17 protein-coding genes are annotated in these 16,312 nt (G+C 60.2%); 11 read left to right on the top strand and 6 right to left on the bottom strand.

The features are described from left to right. The first annotated feature begins 38 nt into the window (after positions 1–38). From NHU87_RS26180 to NHU87_RS26140, 9 genes are all read left to right on the top strand, one after another. Positions 39–1,634 carry a ShlB/FhaC/HecB family hemolysin secretion/activation protein gene (locus NHU87_RS26180; RefSeq protein WP_253553790.1) on the top strand — a complete coding sequence of 532 codons (1,596 nt, stop codon included), beginning with the start codon at positions 39–41 and terminating at the stop codon, positions 1,632–1,634. 19 nt (positions 1,635–1,653) lie between these two features. After that, positions 1,654–3,462 (top strand): DUF2341 domain-containing protein, encoded by a 1,809-nt coding sequence (locus NHU87_RS26175; protein WP_253553788.1) that lies wholly within the window; start codon positions 1,654–1,656, stop codon positions 3,460–3,462. A gap of 11 nt (positions 3,463–3,473) precedes the next feature. Beyond that, positions 3,474–3,899, top strand: coding sequence for an ExbD/TolR family protein (locus NHU87_RS26170; RefSeq protein WP_007901242.1), 426 nt, complete (start codon positions 3,474–3,476; stop codon positions 3,897–3,899). 2 nt (positions 3,900–3,901) lie between these two features. Continuing rightward, positions 3,902–4,606: an energy transducer TonB family protein gene (locus NHU87_RS26165; RefSeq protein ID WP_253553783.1), complete on the top strand. Its 705-nt coding sequence runs from the start codon at positions 3,902–3,904 to the stop codon at positions 4,604–4,606. Between the two features lie 40 nt (positions 4,607–4,646). Beyond that, positions 4,647–6,347, top strand: a complete 1,701-nt coding sequence (locus tag NHU87_RS26160; RefSeq protein ID WP_253553780.1) for a putative porin — start codon at positions 4,647–4,649, stop codon at positions 6,345–6,347. A gap of 17 nt (positions 6,348–6,364) precedes the next feature. Then, positions 6,365–6,994, top strand: a complete 630-nt coding sequence (locus NHU87_RS26155) for a DNA repair protein (protein WP_253553777.1) — start codon at positions 6,365–6,367, stop codon at positions 6,992–6,994. 20 nt (positions 6,995–7,014) lie between these two features. Next, on the top strand, positions 7,015–7,494 hold the full coding sequence (locus NHU87_RS26150; RefSeq protein ID WP_253553774.1) for a YbjN domain-containing protein: 480 nt from the start codon (positions 7,015–7,017) through the stop codon (positions 7,492–7,494). Then, the gene (locus NHU87_RS26145) at positions 7,491–8,441 is read left to right on the top strand and encodes a peptidylprolyl isomerase (protein WP_253553771.1); all 951 of its coding nucleotides are present in this window, start codon (positions 7,491–7,493) and stop codon (positions 8,439–8,441) included. Before NHU87_RS26150 ends, NHU87_RS26145 begins: the two co-directional genes overlap by 4 nt. 172 nt (positions 8,442–8,613) lie before the next feature. Beyond that, positions 8,614–9,591 (top strand): LysR family transcriptional regulator, encoded by a 978-nt coding sequence (locus tag NHU87_RS26140; protein WP_253553768.1) that lies wholly within the window; start codon positions 8,614–8,616, stop codon positions 9,589–9,591. Positions 9,592–9,852: 261 nt separating this feature from the next. Here NHU87_RS26140 and NHU87_RS26135 read toward each other — a convergent pair whose 3' ends face one another. The 5 genes from NHU87_RS26135 to NHU87_RS26115 form a co-directional block, all read right to left on the bottom strand. Continuing rightward, on the bottom strand, positions 9,853–12,165 hold the full coding sequence (locus tag NHU87_RS26135; RefSeq protein WP_253553765.1) for a hypothetical protein: 2,313 nt from the start codon (positions 12,163–12,165) through the stop codon (positions 9,853–9,855). A gap of 127 nt (positions 12,166–12,292) precedes the next feature. Continuing rightward, complete coding sequence (locus NHU87_RS26130) at positions 12,293–12,583, bottom strand: type II toxin-antitoxin system RelE/ParE family toxin (protein WP_253553762.1); 291 nt, start codon at positions 12,581–12,583, stop codon at positions 12,293–12,295. After that, on the bottom strand, positions 12,576–12,821 hold the full coding sequence (locus NHU87_RS26125) for a type II toxin-antitoxin system ParD family antitoxin (protein ID WP_253553759.1): 246 nt from the start codon (positions 12,819–12,821) through the stop codon (positions 12,576–12,578). Before NHU87_RS26125 ends, NHU87_RS26130 begins: the two co-directional genes overlap by 8 nt. Positions 12,822–13,006: 185 nt before the next feature. Next, positions 13,007–13,273 carry a short-chain dehydrogenase gene (locus tag NHU87_RS26120; RefSeq protein WP_253553755.1) on the bottom strand — a complete coding sequence of 89 codons (267 nt, stop codon included), beginning with the start codon at positions 13,271–13,273 and terminating at the stop codon, positions 13,007–13,009. Further along, positions 13,270–13,554: a DUF3077 domain-containing protein gene (locus tag NHU87_RS26115; RefSeq protein ID WP_253553752.1), complete on the bottom strand. Its 285-nt coding sequence runs from the start codon at positions 13,552–13,554 to the stop codon at positions 13,270–13,272. The genes NHU87_RS26120 and NHU87_RS26115 overlap by 4 nt, the downstream gene beginning before the upstream one ends. Before the next feature lie 539 nt (positions 13,555–14,093). On the opposite strand from NHU87_RS26115, the gene NHU87_RS26110 reads away from it, so the two are divergent. After that, a complete protein-coding gene (locus NHU87_RS26110) occupies positions 14,094–14,621 on the top strand; it encodes a GNAT family N-acetyltransferase (protein WP_253553748.1) in 528 nt (175 codons plus the stop codon). Positions 14,622–14,740: 119 nt separating this feature from the next. On the opposite strand, the gene NHU87_RS26105 is transcribed toward NHU87_RS26110, so the two are convergent. After that, entirely contained in the window at positions 14,741–15,433 is a 693-nt protein-coding gene (locus tag NHU87_RS26105) for an aspartate/glutamate racemase family protein (protein ID WP_253553746.1), read from the bottom strand. Positions 15,434–15,667: 234 nt separating this feature from the next. Here NHU87_RS26105 and NHU87_RS26100 point away from each other — a divergent pair, with 234 nt between their 5' ends. Further along, on the top strand, positions 15,668–16,162 hold the full coding sequence (locus NHU87_RS26100) for a hypothetical protein (protein ID WP_253553744.1): 495 nt from the start codon (positions 15,668–15,670) through the stop codon (positions 16,160–16,162). Positions 16,163–16,312: the final 150 nt, after the last annotated feature.

Below are 16,312 nucleotides of genomic sequence, written 5' to 3'. Positions count from 1 at the left end.
GGCAAACAGCGACGGTCATTTCGAATTCAGGGGGTGGTGTGGAGCATCTTTTCAAGTCACGGCTGGCGCTGTGGGGCTGGCTGCTGGTGGCGGCTGGCGCGCAGCCGGTATTCGCCGAAGACGCGGCAACCGCGGCGCCGACAAAACTGGTCGATGTGAACGAATACTTCGTGCGCGGTAATACCGTGCTCGACGCTCGGGCGATCGAAGAAGCGGTGTACCCGTTTCTCGGCCCGCAAAAGACTTTGAACGATATCGAAGGCGCCCGTGAAGCCTTGCAAAAGGTTTATCAGGCCCGTGGTTATCAGTCGGTGTTCGTCGAGTTGCCGGAGCAGAAAGTCGAGGACGGCATCGTTTATCTGCAGGTCAGCGAAACCAAAGTCGGCCGGGTGCGGGTGGTTGGCGCCAAGCACTATTCGCCAGTAGACATCCGCGAAGACGTGCCGGCCCTGAAGGAAGGCGAAGTGCCGGACTTCAGTAAAGTCCAGGGCGAACTGGCGCAACTCAACAAGACCCCGGGCCGGCAGGTGATGCCGCTGGTGCGTGAAGGTCAGCGCCCCGGCACCATGGACGTGGACTTGCAGGTCGAAGACCAGAACCCGTGGCAGGCCAGCGTCGGGCTGAACAACGATTACAGCGCCGACACCGAGAAACTGCGCGCCGTTACCAGCCTGGGTTACAACAACCTCTGGCAACTGGGCCACAGCATTTCGCTGACTTACTTCACCGCGCCCCAGGACACCGACAACGCCAAGGTCTGGTCCGGTTCCTACACCGCGCCGTTGAACGAGCGCTGGAGTGTGCAACTTTCCGGTTACCAGTCCGACAGCAACGTCGCGACCATCGGTGGCAGCAACGTGTTGGGCAAGGGCCACTCTTACGGAATCTCGGCGATTTACACGCTGCCGTCCAGCGGCAATTGGTCCAACTCGTTTTCGGCCGGCATCGACTTCAAGGACTTCGACGAGCGCCTGACCCTGGCCGGCGAGAGCGACAACGTGCCGCTGCAATACGCACCGTTCACCTTCGCCTACAACGGCTTTCGCTACACCGAAAACTCCCAATGGAGTCTTGGCCTGAGTCTGGTCGCCGGCACTCGCAGCCTGTTCGGTTACGGCAGCTCCGACGAAGACTTCGACTACAAACGCTACCGCGCCAGCCCCAGCTTCGCTGTGCTCAAGGGCGACACCAATTACACCTTCACCTTCGGCAACGACTGGCAGACCGCGAGCAAAGCCGCGTTCCAGTTGGCGTCCGGGCCGTTGGTTTCCAACGAGCAATTCTCGGCCGGCGGTGCGACTTCGGTGCGCGGTTATCTAGCCGCCGAGCGCACCGGTGATGACGGTTACCTGTTGTCCCAGGAGCTGCGCACGCCGTCCCTCGCCAAGTACCTGGGCAGTTACGTCCAGGAATGGCGCTTCTACGCCTTCGCCGAAGGCGCCCAGCTGTACCTGCGTGACGAGCTCCCCGATCAGGACGCCGATTACGCCCTGGCCAGTGTCGGCCTGGGCACCCGCGCGAGCTTGAGCAAATGGCTGTCCGGCAGCGTGGATTGGGGCTACCCGCTGCTCGAAGGGCCGAACACCTCGAAACAGGAATCGCGCCTGCACTTCAACCTGCAAGCGACGTTCTGAACCTACGGAGTAATTTTTCATGCAGCGCTTATTCATCGCTTTCCTGATCTGCCTGGGCTTCGTGCTCCCGGCCACCGCCCAGGCCTGGTGGCAGGACGACTGGCATTACCGCAAACAGATTTCGGTGGACACCACGCCCCAGGGCGCGGCGATCAACGAGACGCTGGGGCGCACGGCGCTGCTGGTGCGCCTGCACACCGGCAACTTCACCTTCGACGGCGTCAAGGAAGACGGCTCGGACCTGCGTTTTGTCGCTGCCGATGACAAAACCGTGTTCAACCACCAGATCGAAAGTTTCGACCCGCTGATGGGCATGGCGCTGATCTGGGTCGATGTGCCTGTCATTACCGGCGGCCAGCGGCAAGACATCTGGATGTATTACGGCAACCAGAAAGCCCCGGCCACCGGCAATGGTCAACTGACCTTCGACACGAACTTCACCGCGCTCTATCACTTCGACGGCGCCAACGGCACACCACCCAAGGACACCACCGCCTACGGCAACACCGCGCAAAGCGCCACCGGCGCGAGCATCGACGGCGTGATGGGGCGGGCATTGCAGTTTAGTGGCCAGCCATTGCTGCTGCCAGGCAGCCCATCGTTGCAACATAACGCCGGCGGCGCGTTCACCTTCAGTGCCTGGTTGCGTCTGGATCAGGCCAATGGCGAACAAGTGGTTTTGGCAAGACGGGAAGGGGTCAATAACCTCTTGCTGGGTCTGACCCAAGGCATGCCGTTCGTGGAGATCGACGGCCAGCGTGCCGTATCCACCCAACCGTTGAACCCCGGTCAATGGCAGCACCTGGCGCTGACCGCCGAGGGCAGCAAGGTCTCGCTGTACGTCAACGGCCGTGAAACCGCGAGCCTTGCGGTCGCGATGCCGGCGTTCAATTCAGTCATGGCCATCGGCGCCGATCTGCCGAGCGAAACCGCCGGCACTTACCAGCCATTCGCCGGCGCCATCGATGAACTGCGTTTGTCCAAGGTTGCCCGACCTGCCGCGCAGTTGCTGGCAGACGCCAATGCCCAGGGCGCCGAGTCGAAACTGGTGGCTTACGGCGTCGACGAAGAACAGTCGGGTTACGGCTTCGGCAGCCTCGGTTTCCTGCTCAATGCCGTGCCGATGGACGCCTGGGTGATCATCGCGGTGCTGGTGCTGATGATGTTCCAGTCGTGGGTCATCATGATCCGCAAGAACCGCATGGTCAGCCGCCTCAGCGCCGCCAACGAAGCATTCCGCGAGCAGTTCGCCAAGGTCGGTACGCGCCTGGAGATGTTCGCCGACGATCAAGACCTCGCCCAGCGTTTGCAGCACTCATCCCTGTGGCGCTTGTATCAAGTGGCGGTGAAGGAAATCCGCACCCGCCGCGAGCAGGGCGCCGACACTTCTTCGGTCTCGGCGGCGACCATCGAAGCGATCCGCTGCTCCATGGACGGCGTGCGCACCCGCGAGAATCAGGCGCTCAGTTCCAAACTCTCGACCCTGTCCAACGCCATCGCCGGCGGCCCGTACATCGGCCTGCTCGGCACGGTGCTGGGGATCATGGTGGTGTTCCTCGGCACGGCCATGGCCGGTGACGTCAACATCAACGCCATCGCCCCGGGCATGGCCGCCGCGTTGCTGGCCACGGCCATGGGCCTGTTCGTCGCGATTCCGGCGCTGTTTGGCTACAACCGGCTGATCACTCGCAACAAGGAAGTCAGCGCCGACATGCGCGTCTTCGTCGATGAGTTCATCACCCGCCTGGCGGAGATGCACGGCGAAAGCCAGTTCAGTGAATCGGCCCATCGCCGTGGCAACCACACCAACGCCTCCGTACCGGCCTGAGGAGCACTGACATGGCTAGCGTCAATACCTCCCACGACGATGACGATGATGCCGCGGTAGACAGCATCAACATCACGCCCCTGGTGGACGTGCTGATGGTGGTGCTGGTGATGTTCATCCTCACCGCCACCGCCCAGGTTTCCGGCATTCAGATCAACCTGCCCAAGGCCAGTGCCTCGGTGTCGCTGTCCGAAGCCAAGACCAAGGCGATCTCGGTCAACGATGGCGGCCAGGTGTTTCTCGATGCCTACCCGGTGACCCTGGCGGAGCTCGAAGACCGCTTGCGTATCGAGAAGGCGCAGAACCCTGACTTTCCGGTGATCGTGCGTGGCGACGCCACGGTGCAGTACCAGAAAGTCATTGAGGTGCTGGACCTGTTGCGCCGGCTTGAACTGTCCCAGGTCGGTCTCGTCACCGGCAAACCGACCCAGGGCTGACCATGACCGCACAACAACCCTTTAACCCGATACCGGTAAAACCGTCGCCCCTGCGCTTTGTAAAGTGGGGCGCCGGTCTGCTGCTGGGCGCTGTGGCCGTGTGGTTTATCTGGCAGTGGGCCAACGACATGAGCGGCGTGCGCCGGGAAGCACCGAAAGTGCCGACGATTATCCCGTTGCCGCCACCGCCACCTCCGCCGCCGGAAAAACCGCCGGAGCCGGAAACCCCCGTGGAAGAAAAAATGGTCGAGCCCGAACCGACGCCCGAGCCCGAAGAGGTCAAGCCCGAAGAAGAGGCGCCGCCATCGCCCGTCGATGACCTGGCCAACCCGATGCAAATGGACGGTGACGCCCAGTCCGGCAACGACGCCTTCAACATCGGCGCCGGCAAGGGCGGCGGCATGGCCGGTGCCGGAGGCGGGCGTTTGGGCAACGGCACGTACAGCCAGTTTCTGGCGTTCACCTTCCAGCGCTTGCTGCGGGAAAACCCGGACCTGCGCAACCTGGCTTTTTCGCTGCAGACCGACGTCTGGCTGAGCAGCGTGGGTGAGATCACCCGGGTCGAGCTGGTGAAGTCCAGCGGCAACCCGGAAGTCGACGCCCAGGTGCTCGCCGCGTTGCGCGGCGCACCCCATTTAACCGAACGGCCACCGGCCTCCATGACCTTGCCTGTGCGCTTGTCCCTGCAAGGGCGGCGTCCGGGTTAACCGAACATTTTCAGGTTTTGCCAAAAGGAGTTGTGTGCAGATGATTTCCAACGTGAATCGATTGTCCCTGGCGGTCGGCATGGTCATTGCGACCCTGGTCGGGCACGCAGTGGCAGCCCCTGCGCCCTCGGAAAACGCCACGATCAATCTGATCCGCTTGCTGGTGCAGCAAGGTGTGTTGAAGCAGGAACAGGCCGATGGCCTGATCGCTCAGGCGGAAAAAGAAGCGGTGCAGGCGCGTCAGGCCAGCACTGCGGTCGCGGCCGTCCCTGCCGGCCCGGCAGTTGCGCCCGGCGATGTGCGCGTGCAATACGTGCCGGCCGCGGTTCGCGATCAGATCCGCGACCAGGTCAAGGCTGAAGTCATGGCCACCGCCAAACAGGAAAACTGGGCCCAGCCCAACACTTTCCCGGACTGGGTCTCGCGTATCAGCTTCGACGGCGACATTCGCCTGCGAGACGAGTCGCGCTACTACTCGGGCACCAACAGCAACGAAATTGTCGACTTCGCCAAGCTCAATAACAATGGCCCGTACGACGTGAACCCCAACAGCAGCACCAGCCTGCCGCCGTTGCTCAACACCCGCGAAGACCGCGAAAATCTGTTCCGCCTGCGGGCGCGGCTGGGCATGAAAGCGGTAATCTCGCCCGAATGGACCGCCGGCATTCGCATCGGCACCGGTTCGGACAACAACCCGGTGTCCACCACCCAGACCCTCGGCGGCGGCTTCGGCAAAAAAGACATCTGGCTCGATCAGGGTTACTTGACCTGGAAACCGTCCGATGAGTTGACCCTGACCGGCGGGCGGATCGCCAATCCGTTTTTCTCCACCGACATGCTCTATTCCACCGACCTGAATTTCGACGGCGTGGCGGCGATTTTCGACCACAAGCTCAACCGTGATTGGGGTCTGTTTGGCACCGTCGGTGCGTTCCCGGTGGAGTACACCAACGACACCAGCAGCAGCAACGGTTTTGACAAGGAAGAGAGCGACAACAAGTGGCTGTACGGCGCGCAAATCGGCGCCAACTGGGCGATCAATTCCAGTAACCGCTTGAAAGGCGCGTTGGCCTACTACCGTTTCGACGACATCGAAGGCCAGCGCTCCAGCCCTTGCGAACCCTGGGCCGGCGCACCGGGCTGCGACAGCGATGGCAGTCGCTCGGCGTTCATGCAGAAGGGCAACAGCGTGTTCCTGCTGCGCGACATCACGCCGAACCCGCTCAACCCGTCCACCACGCCGCAACCGCAATTCGTCGGCCTGGCCTCGGAGTTCAATCTGCTGGACCTCAACGTTGTCTGGGACACCGACCTGCCGGAAGACTTCAAGCTGCGCAGCCAGGCCAATTACGTGCACAACCTCGGTTACGACGAAGACGAGATGCGCACGCGCTCGGCCGGGCAGATCGTCAACAACCTCGACAGCGATGGCAACATCGAAAGTGGCGCCAATGCCTGGATGGTCCAGTTCACCCTCGGCAGCGCTCTGGAGCTGAAGAAGCAGGGCGACTGGAACTTCTTCGCCGGCTACAAGTACATCCAGCCGGACGCCTTGCCGGACGGTTTCAACGACTCCTCGTTCCACTTGGGTGGCACCAACGCCAAGGGCTATTTCCTCGGCGGCAACTATGGCCTGGCGAAGAATGTGGTCGCCACCGGTCGCTGGTTGAGTTCCGAAGCGGTATACGGCGCGCCGTTCGACATCGACGTCATGCAGCTTGAGATCAACACGCGCTTCTAAGGCGCCGGGAGAGGGTTATGAACACTCGATTTTTGCTGCTGGGGCTTGGCTTATTGATTGCACAGGGGGCGAGCGCCGAAGGCATGGAAGAACGCCTGCGTACCCAGTTGCGCAGCACCACCCAGCAGCTGCAAACCCTGCAAAGCCAGCAGGCTCAGGCCAGCGCCGCGCAAGTGGCGGCCGAGAGTCAGGCCAAGGCCGCGCAGGCGCAAATCAAGCAACTGACGGCGGAACTGGCCAAGGTCAAAGGCGTGGCCGAACAACTGGCCGGCCAGCACGACAGCCTGCAAAACCAGGCCCAGGCGCAAGCGGCGGCCAGCAGCGAGCAGATCGGCAAGTTCAAGAAAGCTTACGAAGAATTGCTGGTGATGGCCCGGGGCAAAGAAGCCGAACGCGCCCGGCTCGAGACGCAACTGGCTGAACGTGACACACAAATGCAGCAATGTTCAGTCAAGAATCAACAGATGTACGGCGTGGCCAAGGAGATCCTCGCGGCCTATGAAAAGATCGACGTTGCCGAGGTGATGAAGATCCGCCAACCGTTCGCAGGCGCAGCCAGGGTCAAGTTCGAAGAGCTGGCCCAGGGCTTTGGCGACGAACTCTACAAAACGCAATTCGACGCGCCCCAGGCCGCGATCGCTCATTGAATGACAGGGAAGACTTTCACATGACTCAATTGATCAGCCACGTATCGCCACAATCCCTCACCGACGTGCTGCAAGCCGCCGGTTACCGGGTCAATCAAACCGAACAGAACGGCATCGTGCAGTTGCTCAGCGCCAGCCAGGGCATTGGTTACGCAGTGCGTTTCGGCAACCCGGCGAGCGAGCAGGGCAGCTACGTCGACTTCACCTTCAGCTGCGCCTTGCGGGTGCAGGGCGAGTTGCCGGCCGGGCTGGCGGAGCTGTGGAATGCGTCGCGACGCTTTGCCCGGTTGTCGGTGCAGGGCGAGTTTCTGGTGATGGAGATGGACATGGTGGTCGCCGCCGGGGTGAGCGACGATCACCTGCGCGGCAACCTTGAACTGTGGGATCGCTTGCTTCAGGAGTTCATCGTTTACCTGCGTGAATACAGCCAGAACGCTGCGCAGTTGCAGGCCCAGGCTGAAACCGTCGAGGCGCCCGCGCAAGAGGTGCCAGCCCTGTGAAAAAACGTACGGTAGTGGCCGGCGCAGGTGCGTTGGCCGTGCTGGTGATTGCCGTTGCGTTGGGACTGCGTCCGGGGAATGACCCGATCGCCGCTCAGCAGCCGGCGCCATCGGCGGGATTGGCAGCGAATGAGCCTGCGGTCGCGCGACTGGGTAATCAGCAGGTCGCCCCTGAAGAACTCAAAGCGCTGCTTGCCACGTTGCCGGTGGAAGCTCGCGAACAACTGCGGGCCAATCGTGGGGCGCTGGAAAGCTGGATTCGCTCGCGCCTGGCCGAAAAAGCCGTGCTCGAACAGGCCGACGCCCAAGGCTGGCGGCAGCGTCCGGAGGTCGAACGACAAACCCGCGCCGCTACCGAGCAGATCGTCTTTCGCGACTACTTGCAGTCGGTCAGTCAGGTGCCGGCCGACTACCCCAGTGCCACCGAATTGCAGCAGGCGTATGAGGCCGGCAAGGCAGGTTGGGTGACGCCGCCGATGTACCGGGTCAGCCAGATTTTCCTCGGCGTGGCCGATCCGCAGACACTCGAAAGCGTGCGCAAGCAAGCGCTCGAACTGAGCAAAAAAGCCCAGGTCGCGCCGACGGAATTTGCGGCGTTGGCGAATCAGTATTCGCAGGACCGAGCCAGCGCCGAACGGGGCGGCGACACCGGGCTGCAACCGTTGCAGCAACTGGTGCCGGAAGTCCGCGGCGCGGTGTCGCGACTCAAGGTTGGCACGGTGTCGGAGCCGGTGCAGAGCGCGGCGGGTTTCCATGTGATCAAACTCACCGAGCAGCAACCGGCCCGCACCGCAACCCTGGACGAACTGCGCGAACGCCTGACCCAAGCCTTGCGTGCCCAGCGTCAGGAACAGATCGCCAAGGCCTATCTGGAAGGGATGCTCAATACGGCGACGTTGAGTATTGATGGGGCGGTGTTGAATAAGGTTCTGGAGGAGAAACTTTAGATTGGCGGTGTGGCGCGGGACGCCTTCGCGGGCAAGCCTCGCTCCTACAAGAGCCTATCCCGTAGGAGCGAGGCTTGCCCGCGAAGGCGTCATCACACTCGCCACCGATCAACCCATCTACCCCAATCGCAACGCACGCTCAAAACCAACAAAGATCGACAGGGAGTCATCGATGTCATTCATAGAACCCACAGGACGTCAGGGTGTTGTCGAATACCGATCACCGCAGAGGGCATCCGAATCCTGGCTGGCACTCGCCGCCGGAATCGATGCCGAGGTGGCGCAATATTTTATGGTCAGCGCCCGTTGTGGCTGTTTCATGCAGGCCGCGCGCAGCCTCAATGTGCGGGCAACCTTGCTGCGCAAGCACCTGGCGCAGCTGGAAGATCAGTTGCAACGTTCGCTGTTCAAGTTCCAGGGCAGCGCGCTGACCTTGAGTCGTGACGGGCAGCAGTTGCAGGCGCAGTTGATTGCGCTGGTGCACGAGCGCAAGTTGCCGGTGATCGAACAGCCGCTGATTCGCCTGGCCGTCGCCGAGTCGATCCTGCACGACATCCTCGGCCGCGACCTGGTCTCGCTGCTGCGGCGCAACGCCAGTGTGCGCCTGGACATCATTTCCCTGGACAGTGAACTGTCCCTGCGAGCGATTAGTGCCGATGTGGTGGTATGGCTGGCGGGCACCGATTCCCCATTGCCAGGCCCCAGTTTCGCCATCAGCGAACCCCAGCGTCTGGCACGGCTGGACTATCTGCCGCACATCGCCAAAAGGTATTCACGGGTTGCGGCGCGGCCGGACAGCTTGGGTGACCTGGCCGATTTCATGCTGGTGCAATGGCAGCGCGACCGCCACGTCGGCGCTTTTGGTCCATGGAACAGTCTGGTGGAGCAGCGCCTGGCGGGGATGGTGCAGTTGCATTCCTATGAGCTGATGCTAGAGATGATCCGTTGCAGCGCCTGCATCGGTTTGTTGCCGCACTACATGAGCCAATTCGACCGGGGACTGGTGGCATTGCCCGGGCTCTTCAACCAACCAATGCAGCGCCAGGTGTGGATGGCGGTCAATGCCGACTCCACAAATGAGGTCGAGGTGCAGGGAATCGTCGAGCTGATCCACAACACCTTCAACGAGCGGCGGGAGTGGTTTGAGTAACCTGCCATCAAAATCAAAAGATCCCAGCCTTCGGCAACTCCCAGCGCGTTGTTAAAAAATCCAGGCCGACAAACACGATCACGGATGAGCCGTATGGGCGAGAGGACAGGAGAGAGGACAGGAGAGAGCGCGACGCAGATCACTGCAGTCAACCGCCGCAAAAATCCTTGGTACTACGCCAATCCAGGGAGGCAAAAAAGCTAGAAAGCGCAGTCTTTGCCAGCTCTAACATTGAACTTTGGAGCTGCCGAAGGCAGGTGCTCATCTTTGGAGGGTCATGGCGGGCCACGGGTGTGTATTGGTTCCGATTGTATGCTTGATGTATTGGCCATTGGGATATAGGGCGTAATCGGCAACGATAACTGTCCATGGATAGGCTGAGTTATCGATAGTTGTTCCTGTGTAATGGAGGGAGCCGAGCTTGGAGAAGTATTTGGTTAATAGGGTTTGGAGCATTTGAGTATTGGTGGTAAGTAGTCGTGTTCCATTGGTGTCGATCCATGCAAGAGCTGATGATGGGACCATTTGGTTAGGGCTAACAAGAATTCTCCTAACGTTGGTGCATGTGACAGCGATTGTTTTTGTTTGACCCATAGCGTCGGATATGGTGATTATGGCTTCTCCATTTCCTTCGCTTCGGATACATCCGGCACTGTCGACTGACGCGATTTCGGGCGCGCTTGTGGTAAATGAGTAGGGTAGTACGCCTCCGCCCACGGTCCGTGTTTCGGACGTGCCCGCTGGATCGTTGCCGGTCCTCAACCAACCGGCGGCTGTTAGGTCGATCGAGTAATTCAGCTGGTTCAAGAGCAGAGGTGACGTATCTACGATCAGCTCACTGATTACGGTCAAGTTGCGAACATTCGAATACACCGCCGTGTTGTGATACAGCGACTTGGCATACAACCGCCGAGCACCCAGCGGTACGGTGATGGGGTGTTCCCAGATCCGGGTTGCATTGTGGGCGGTCGCGGTTCCCTTGGACACTGCGCTAGCACCGTTGCCGTCAAAAATCTCAACCTGCAGCCCTTCGTTGGCGGTCCCTCGCAGCGTCAACGTGGAGCTGACTGTCACGCCCGCTTGAAGCACTTCATTGCCAGCAGAATCCAATACGTTGTCCAGCGTCGGCACCGCCAACTCCACCGCTTTGATGGTGTACACCCGGTCCGGAAAGACCACCGCATTCGCTTCGACATTGCTCTTGTCCAGCGCCACTTTGTATTTGATCGTCAGCGTCGTGCCGTGCCCCAATTGCTTGAGGTAGCTGTTGACCAGCCCCTCGGGCCAAAAGCCTTGATTGATCCACGTGGCATTGACCTGGTACGGCAGCCCTGACCAAATCGCCAGGTCATGTACCGAACCGTCTGACTTTTTCCCCTCCAGCCGCAGCCAGCACGGTTGGCCTGCTTCAATCAATGTGTGCAGCAACGCATGAATGGTCGCGTTGTTTGTACCCAGCGCCAATACATCCAGATAGTTATTGGCATCGGCTTCCACAATCTTCGGTGGGGTCAATGCTGTTTCCGGCAGTGTCAAAATGTTCAACAGCAAAGGTGGTGATTCGGTGGCGATTCCGTTGCGCTCGAACACATAGGTTACGGTTACTTGTTGTCCCAGGCTGTACGCCAATACCGAGCGTGGCACCGCAATCTCCAGTCCAGCGCTGACCAGTCGCGGCGGGCTGGTGTAGGAACCCGCCGCTACGTCCGTGGCGCCTTTCCACTTCACCCATAACTTGTCGCTTGAAAGTAATGGGCCCTGCGGCACTATTACCCGGACTTCCGAATTGACGGGACTGAATTGATTGCCGTTCATGCCCCGCACGGTGGGTGCCAGCAAGGTCAGACGACCGAGGTGAATATCCAGACGCTTTTCGGGTGACCTGACGACGTTGCCCAACTGGTCGAACACTTTGAATTCCACCACTGCACTCGGATTGTCACCGGCTCTTTGAAAGGCATCGGTAAACAGCGTGTGGGTGATCGGTGTCGGCGCGTCGGGCACATCGAAGCGAAATGTCGCATCTCCCACAGAAAATTCGATTCGGTCAAAATTGCGTCGGTTGTTATAAGTGAACCCGAAGGGCACACCCCGCGCCGCACGCTCCGGCCCGACCCCGTCCTGAATCACGTCCGGCGGGATCTCCACATCCAGCGTATCGGGAAGGCGCAGGTGGTACAGAAGCCGCAAATCCCGGGATTGTTCAACGTTGCCGCTTACACGGATGACCTTGTAATACAGGCCATTAACGCCTTGATCCAACCACCCGTGAGGCAAGTACAAACGGATGCGCAATTGCTCTTCACCTGGCGCAACGGTTTTGCCGGTAATGGGTGTGGGGTGACCTTGTTTGTAAAGATCGACGCGGTCATCGGCCGCCATGATCCAGGAGGCGAGCTGAAGCTCTGTCCACGGATCGATCAGAAGTTCGAGGCCTTGTGGCTGGCCATCGTAAAGCACCTTGGGAATCCCGCCATCGGCGATGCCATCCGGTTTCACCGGCCTCACCCCGCCCTGGATGATGATTGGATACAACGCAAACAATTGGTTAAACGCCGAAGACTGGATATCCATGAGGTGCTCCTGGAGCGGCTGGGCTTTGCCCAATCGGGCAAGGCACATCTCACACCAGGGAGCAGAAATGCGCACCTGTCAGATCTGACAGGTGCGGGTGGTTTTGCGACGAGCGGTCGGGTCGTGGTCAGAGGTTGCGCTGCGCTTCCATCCAATCATGCAGGACTCTGATGATCGCTATCCCATACACAGTGATTCGAAAATAGATCATGTGCCGCTCCACGCTACAGCGTCGATAACCGGGACGGACAGCGTCGCAGGCTGGCGCTGTTTTCGGGCGCAGAGCTAACTGCTCAAATGCTGTGGTAATGATGTCGATGTAACGATTGGCCTGATCCAGACCCCATTGTTGCGCCGTGTAACTCCAGATCGCCTCAAGGTCGCCCTCAGCGGCGGGGGTAAGACGATATTCAGCCATGCGCGGTCAACATTCTCTTTTTGAACGCCTCGGGATCGAACGGGCGAGGTTTTCCACTGGATTCACCTTCCCGCAGGGCGGCGCGAATGGTTTCCAGCTCGGCGTTTCGCTCCTGTTCACGGCGGATCAAATCGCGGATGTATTCGCTGTCGTTGGTGTAATGACCTGCTTCTATCTGGGCTTTAATCCAGTGGTCTTGCTGGTCGGTGACGGTAATGGTTTTGCGTACGGTTCCCATGATTGGGCCTCCGGATAGGTGGGCGCGTGCTCGCAAGCTATCATACTATTGGTGCGTTAACGAGCATTGAGCCCGTTGAACGCAGGCACTAGCCCCGGCACCTTTAAAAGCAAAAGATCGCAGCCTTCGGCGACAAATCCCATGTAGGAACTGCCGAAGGCTGCGATCTTTTGATCTTGCTCTTATCAGGCGCGCAAACGAATCTGCCGCCCCAACACATCCATCACATCACACCCATCACGCAATAACATCGCCGCCGCATGGGCCAGTTGCTGCACATCGGCACCTTTGGCGGACGAGATATCCAGACTGGCGAGACTCTCCATCATCTGCGTCACCGCCAGAAAGCGACTGGCTGCGCTGCTGTGCAAGACGTCCAGCGGTGCTTCGGTGGAGACCAGCAATACCGGCATGTTGTCTTCGTTGTGGGTCATCGAGATGTGCGAACTCATGCCTCACCTCCGGCCTGAGCCGCGTGCAACCCATCGACCGATGCCTGCACCAACGCGCGAGCAGTGCTGAGCATTTGTTGGCTGGCCCATCGCAAAGAACCGCTGTGCTCCGGGCGAGTGGCGGTGGGGGCTTGATGGGCGAGGGCTTCGGCGCAGCTGAGGTAGACCGAGGCGTGCTCCAGGGCGTCGAGTAACGGGATGCCGGGTTGTACGGCGAAGAGGTGATGGTCGACGTGGTCGCAGCGGGCGAAGGGGGTGGATTTTGTGGTTGGGTCCGTCATGGTTGTAGCTCCGTGAGATTCAAAAGAGCCGCCACAAAAAAACGCCGTCAAACGAAATTGGGTGGCAACTGTGCGTGGGTTGACGGACCGGCTCTCACGAACACCGGCGCACCCGAAGGTGCCCCGCGCACAGTCGCCATAAAGAAATGCAGCGGGCACAAAAGTGCTCGAGCAGAGAAAGGCTATGCGCGTCGTAAGAAAAATACAGGCCGTCAAACCCGATCACGAATGAGTCGTGACAGGCGCGAGGATAGGGAGTGAGGGCAGGGCCGTCAACCGGCGAAGCGCTGCTTTGCATGTAGGTCTGTGCCGGTATGAATTCCATTCGTTCATAACCTCAACAAACCACCCCAACCTCGTAGGAGCTGCCGAAGGCTGCGATCTTTTGATCTTGTGTTTTCCAGGTACAGCAAAAGCAAAGTCAAAAGATCGCAGCCTTCGGCAGCTCCTACAGTAAGGATGCATTCGCCGGATCTGGCAGAGGAAGGGTGCGGCGGTTTAGAGTGACCGGCCACACATCGATCCAGGAAGGATCCGTCATGCCCGACCACAACCCCGCCATTCACCTCGAACGCTTCGCCGAACATCACATCGAGGGCGTCACCGCGCTCTACAACGACCCGGCCGTGGCCCGGCAGGTGTTGCAAATGCCGTTTCAGTCCACCGAGGTCTGGCGCCAACGCCTGATGGCGGACAACGAGCGGGCGGTGAAACTGGTGGCGCTGCATCAGGGAACGGTCATTGGCAACATTGGCCTGGAACAGTTTTCGCGGATCCGCCGCAGCCATGCCGGCAGCCTCGGCATGGGTGTCGCCGTGGCGTGGCAGGGCAAGGGCGTCGGTTCGAAATTGCTGGCAGCAGCGCTCGATGTCGCTGATAACTGGATGAACCTGCAACGGGTCGAGCTTTCGGTGTACGCCGACAATGAAGCGGCCATCGGCCTGTACCAGAAATTTGGTTTCGAAACCGAAGGCCTGTTTCGCGATTACGCCGTGCGTGACGGTCGGCTGGTCGATACCTTGGCCATGGCGCGCCTGCGTCGCACGCCCGAGGCCCAACGCCGGTAAGCCAAGAAATATGAGCGATGAAAATCCTGTAGGAGCGAGGCTTGCCCGCGAAGAATGCACCGTGGTTTTTCAGGCATTACGCGTCATCGTTCTTCGCGGGCAAGCCTCGCTCCTACAGGTCAGTCATCCAACGCGAACGCTACCGCCGCCTGCGCATGCAGTTCGGTGGTGTCGAGCAAGGGCAGGGCGCTGTGCTCGGGTTTGATCAGCAGGCCGATTTCGGTACAGCCGAGGATGATCGCCTGGGCGCCGCGCTCGGTCAGGGATTCGATCACACGTTGATAGACCTGGCGTGAGGCCTCGCTGATCACCCCGACGCACAGCTCGTCATAGATGATCCGGTGCACGGCCTGGCGCTGCTCGGCATCCGGCACCAGCACTGTAAGGCCCTTGGCCGTCAGACGTGCCTTGATAAAGTCCTGCTCCATGGTGAAGGCAGTCCCCAGCAAACCCACTCGCAGCGCACCGGCGTCCAGTGCCGCCTGACCCGCAGGATCGGCAATGTGCAGAAACGGAATATCGACGGCTGCCTGAATTTGCCCGGCCACCTTGTGCATGGTGTTGGTACACAGCACCACGCACTCAGCGCCGCCGGCTTCGAGCCTGCGCGCGGCATCCACCAGAATCGCCGCCGCGTCGTCCCAGCGCCCCGCATGCTGGGCCTGTTCGACAGGGCCGAAGTCGACGCTGTACATCAGCAACTTCGCCGAACGCAACGGCCCGAGGCGATCGCGCACCTGCTGGTTGATGAGACGGTAATACTCGACGCTGGACTCCCAGCTCATGCCGCCGATAAGGCCGATGGTGCGCATTGGATTTCCTCAGGTTTTGGCCTGTGTCGATAGGCCAGGCCTGAAGGGAGTTTCCGTTTGTCCAATGGCGGATACCAGCGAAATTCAACTGTACTGCTCATCTTTCGGTGAAGTGTCATGGTGCCTTTTTATCTACCGAGCCTCTGTAGCCGTTCGCACCTTTTCTGTACGCGAGCGGTCGGCATCTGCCATGCTCAAAGTCCGCAGCAACGCTTCAACCAAAGGAACACCGCAATGGACGACGTACAGCAACTGGGCGAGATGCTTCGCCACTATGCAGATACCGAAGCGCACAAGAAGCAACTGTTTGAGTCGCAATCGGCCGTGTGGGCGACGCGCATTGGTGAGTTGTTCGATCAGATCCAGCAATGGCTGGCACCCGTTCTGGCGCCGAATCTGTTGGAAGTGAGCCGCGAGGCGTATGTCGCGTCGGGGCCGAGCGTGCCGCTCGAGACGTCGCCGTTCAAGACCGAGAAACTGTCTATTGTGATTGCCGGCAAACCAGTGGAGTTCGTGCCGGACGTGATGGGCGCGGGTGGGCAGATTTCCCTGTCAGTGATGGGCTTGACCGCCGCGCGTTATGGCAGCATTTCGCTGGTGTGCCTGCCACCGTCCAGCAATTGGCAGTGGCGCAAGACCAATGGCTTGAAAGACCCGGACACCTTTGCCTTCGATGCGAATTTCCTGGCGCAGCAGTTGCAGAGCCTGATTCCCCGCGAGCGCGGCTGAACACGGAGTAATCGACACCAACCCTGTGGGAGCGGGCAAGCCCTAATGCCAGTCAGTTAAGCAATTTCAGCCGCAACGCACTCTTTGTAGCAGCTGGCGAAGCCTGCGTTCGGCTGCGAAGCAGTCGTAAAATCAGAGATCGCGGTATGT

This window comes from Pseudomonas mandelii (assembly GCF_024138395.1).
GTDB classification, from domain to species: Bacteria; Pseudomonadota; Gammaproteobacteria; order Pseudomonadales; family Pseudomonadaceae; genus Aquipseudomonas; species Aquipseudomonas mandelii_E.
The sequence above is the reverse complement of the archived record's forward strand: the minus strand, read 5'-3'. Positions and strand labels throughout refer to the sequence as shown.

Excerpts from the sequence above, each read along its gene's own strand:
- NHU87_RS26125 (WP_253553759.1), bottom strand. The coding sequence starts at position 12,821 with ATGGGAACCGTACGCAAAACCATTACCGTCACCGACCAGCAAGACCAC.
- NHU87_RS26105 (WP_253553746.1), bottom strand. The coding sequence starts at position 15,433 with ATGCGCACCATCGGCCTTATCGGCGGCATGAGCTGGGAGTCCAGCGTC.
- NHU87_RS26130 (WP_253553762.1), bottom strand. The coding sequence starts at position 12,583 with ATGGCTGAATATCGTCTTACCCCCGCCGCTGAGGGCGACCTTGAGGCG.
- NHU87_RS26135 (WP_253553765.1), bottom strand. The coding sequence starts at position 12,165 with ATGGATATCCAGTCTTCGGCGTTTAACCAATTGTTTGCGTTGTATCCA.
- NHU87_RS26120 (WP_253553755.1), bottom strand. The coding sequence starts at position 13,273 with ATGAGTTCGCACATCTCGATGACCCACAACGAAGACAACATGCCGGTA.
- NHU87_RS26150 (WP_253553774.1), top strand. The coding sequence starts at position 7,015 with ATGACTCAATTGATCAGCCACGTATCGCCACAATCCCTCACCGACGTG.
- NHU87_RS26175 (WP_253553788.1), top strand. The coding sequence starts at position 1,654 with ATGCAGCGCTTATTCATCGCTTTCCTGATCTGCCTGGGCTTCGTGCTC.
- NHU87_RS26110 (WP_253553748.1), top strand. The coding sequence starts at position 14,094 with ATGCCCGACCACAACCCCGCCATTCACCTCGAACGCTTCGCCGAACAT.
- NHU87_RS26170 (WP_007901242.1), top strand. The coding sequence starts at position 3,474 with ATGGCTAGCGTCAATACCTCCCACGACGATGACGATGATGCCGCGGTA.
- NHU87_RS26155 (WP_253553777.1), top strand. The coding sequence starts at position 6,365 with ATGAACACTCGATTTTTGCTGCTGGGGCTTGGCTTATTGATTGCACAG.
- NHU87_RS26115 (WP_253553752.1), bottom strand. The coding sequence starts at position 13,554 with ATGACGGACCCAACCACAAAATCCACCCCCTTCGCCCGCTGCGACCAC.
- NHU87_RS26160 (WP_253553780.1), top strand. The coding sequence starts at position 4,647 with ATGATTTCCAACGTGAATCGATTGTCCCTGGCGGTCGGCATGGTCATT.
- NHU87_RS26140 (WP_253553768.1), top strand. The coding sequence starts at position 8,614 with ATGTCATTCATAGAACCCACAGGACGTCAGGGTGTTGTCGAATACCGA.
- NHU87_RS26165 (WP_253553783.1), top strand. The coding sequence starts at position 3,902 with ATGACCGCACAACAACCCTTTAACCCGATACCGGTAAAACCGTCGCCC.
- NHU87_RS26100 (WP_253553744.1), top strand. The coding sequence starts at position 15,668 with ATGGACGACGTACAGCAACTGGGCGAGATGCTTCGCCACTATGCAGAT.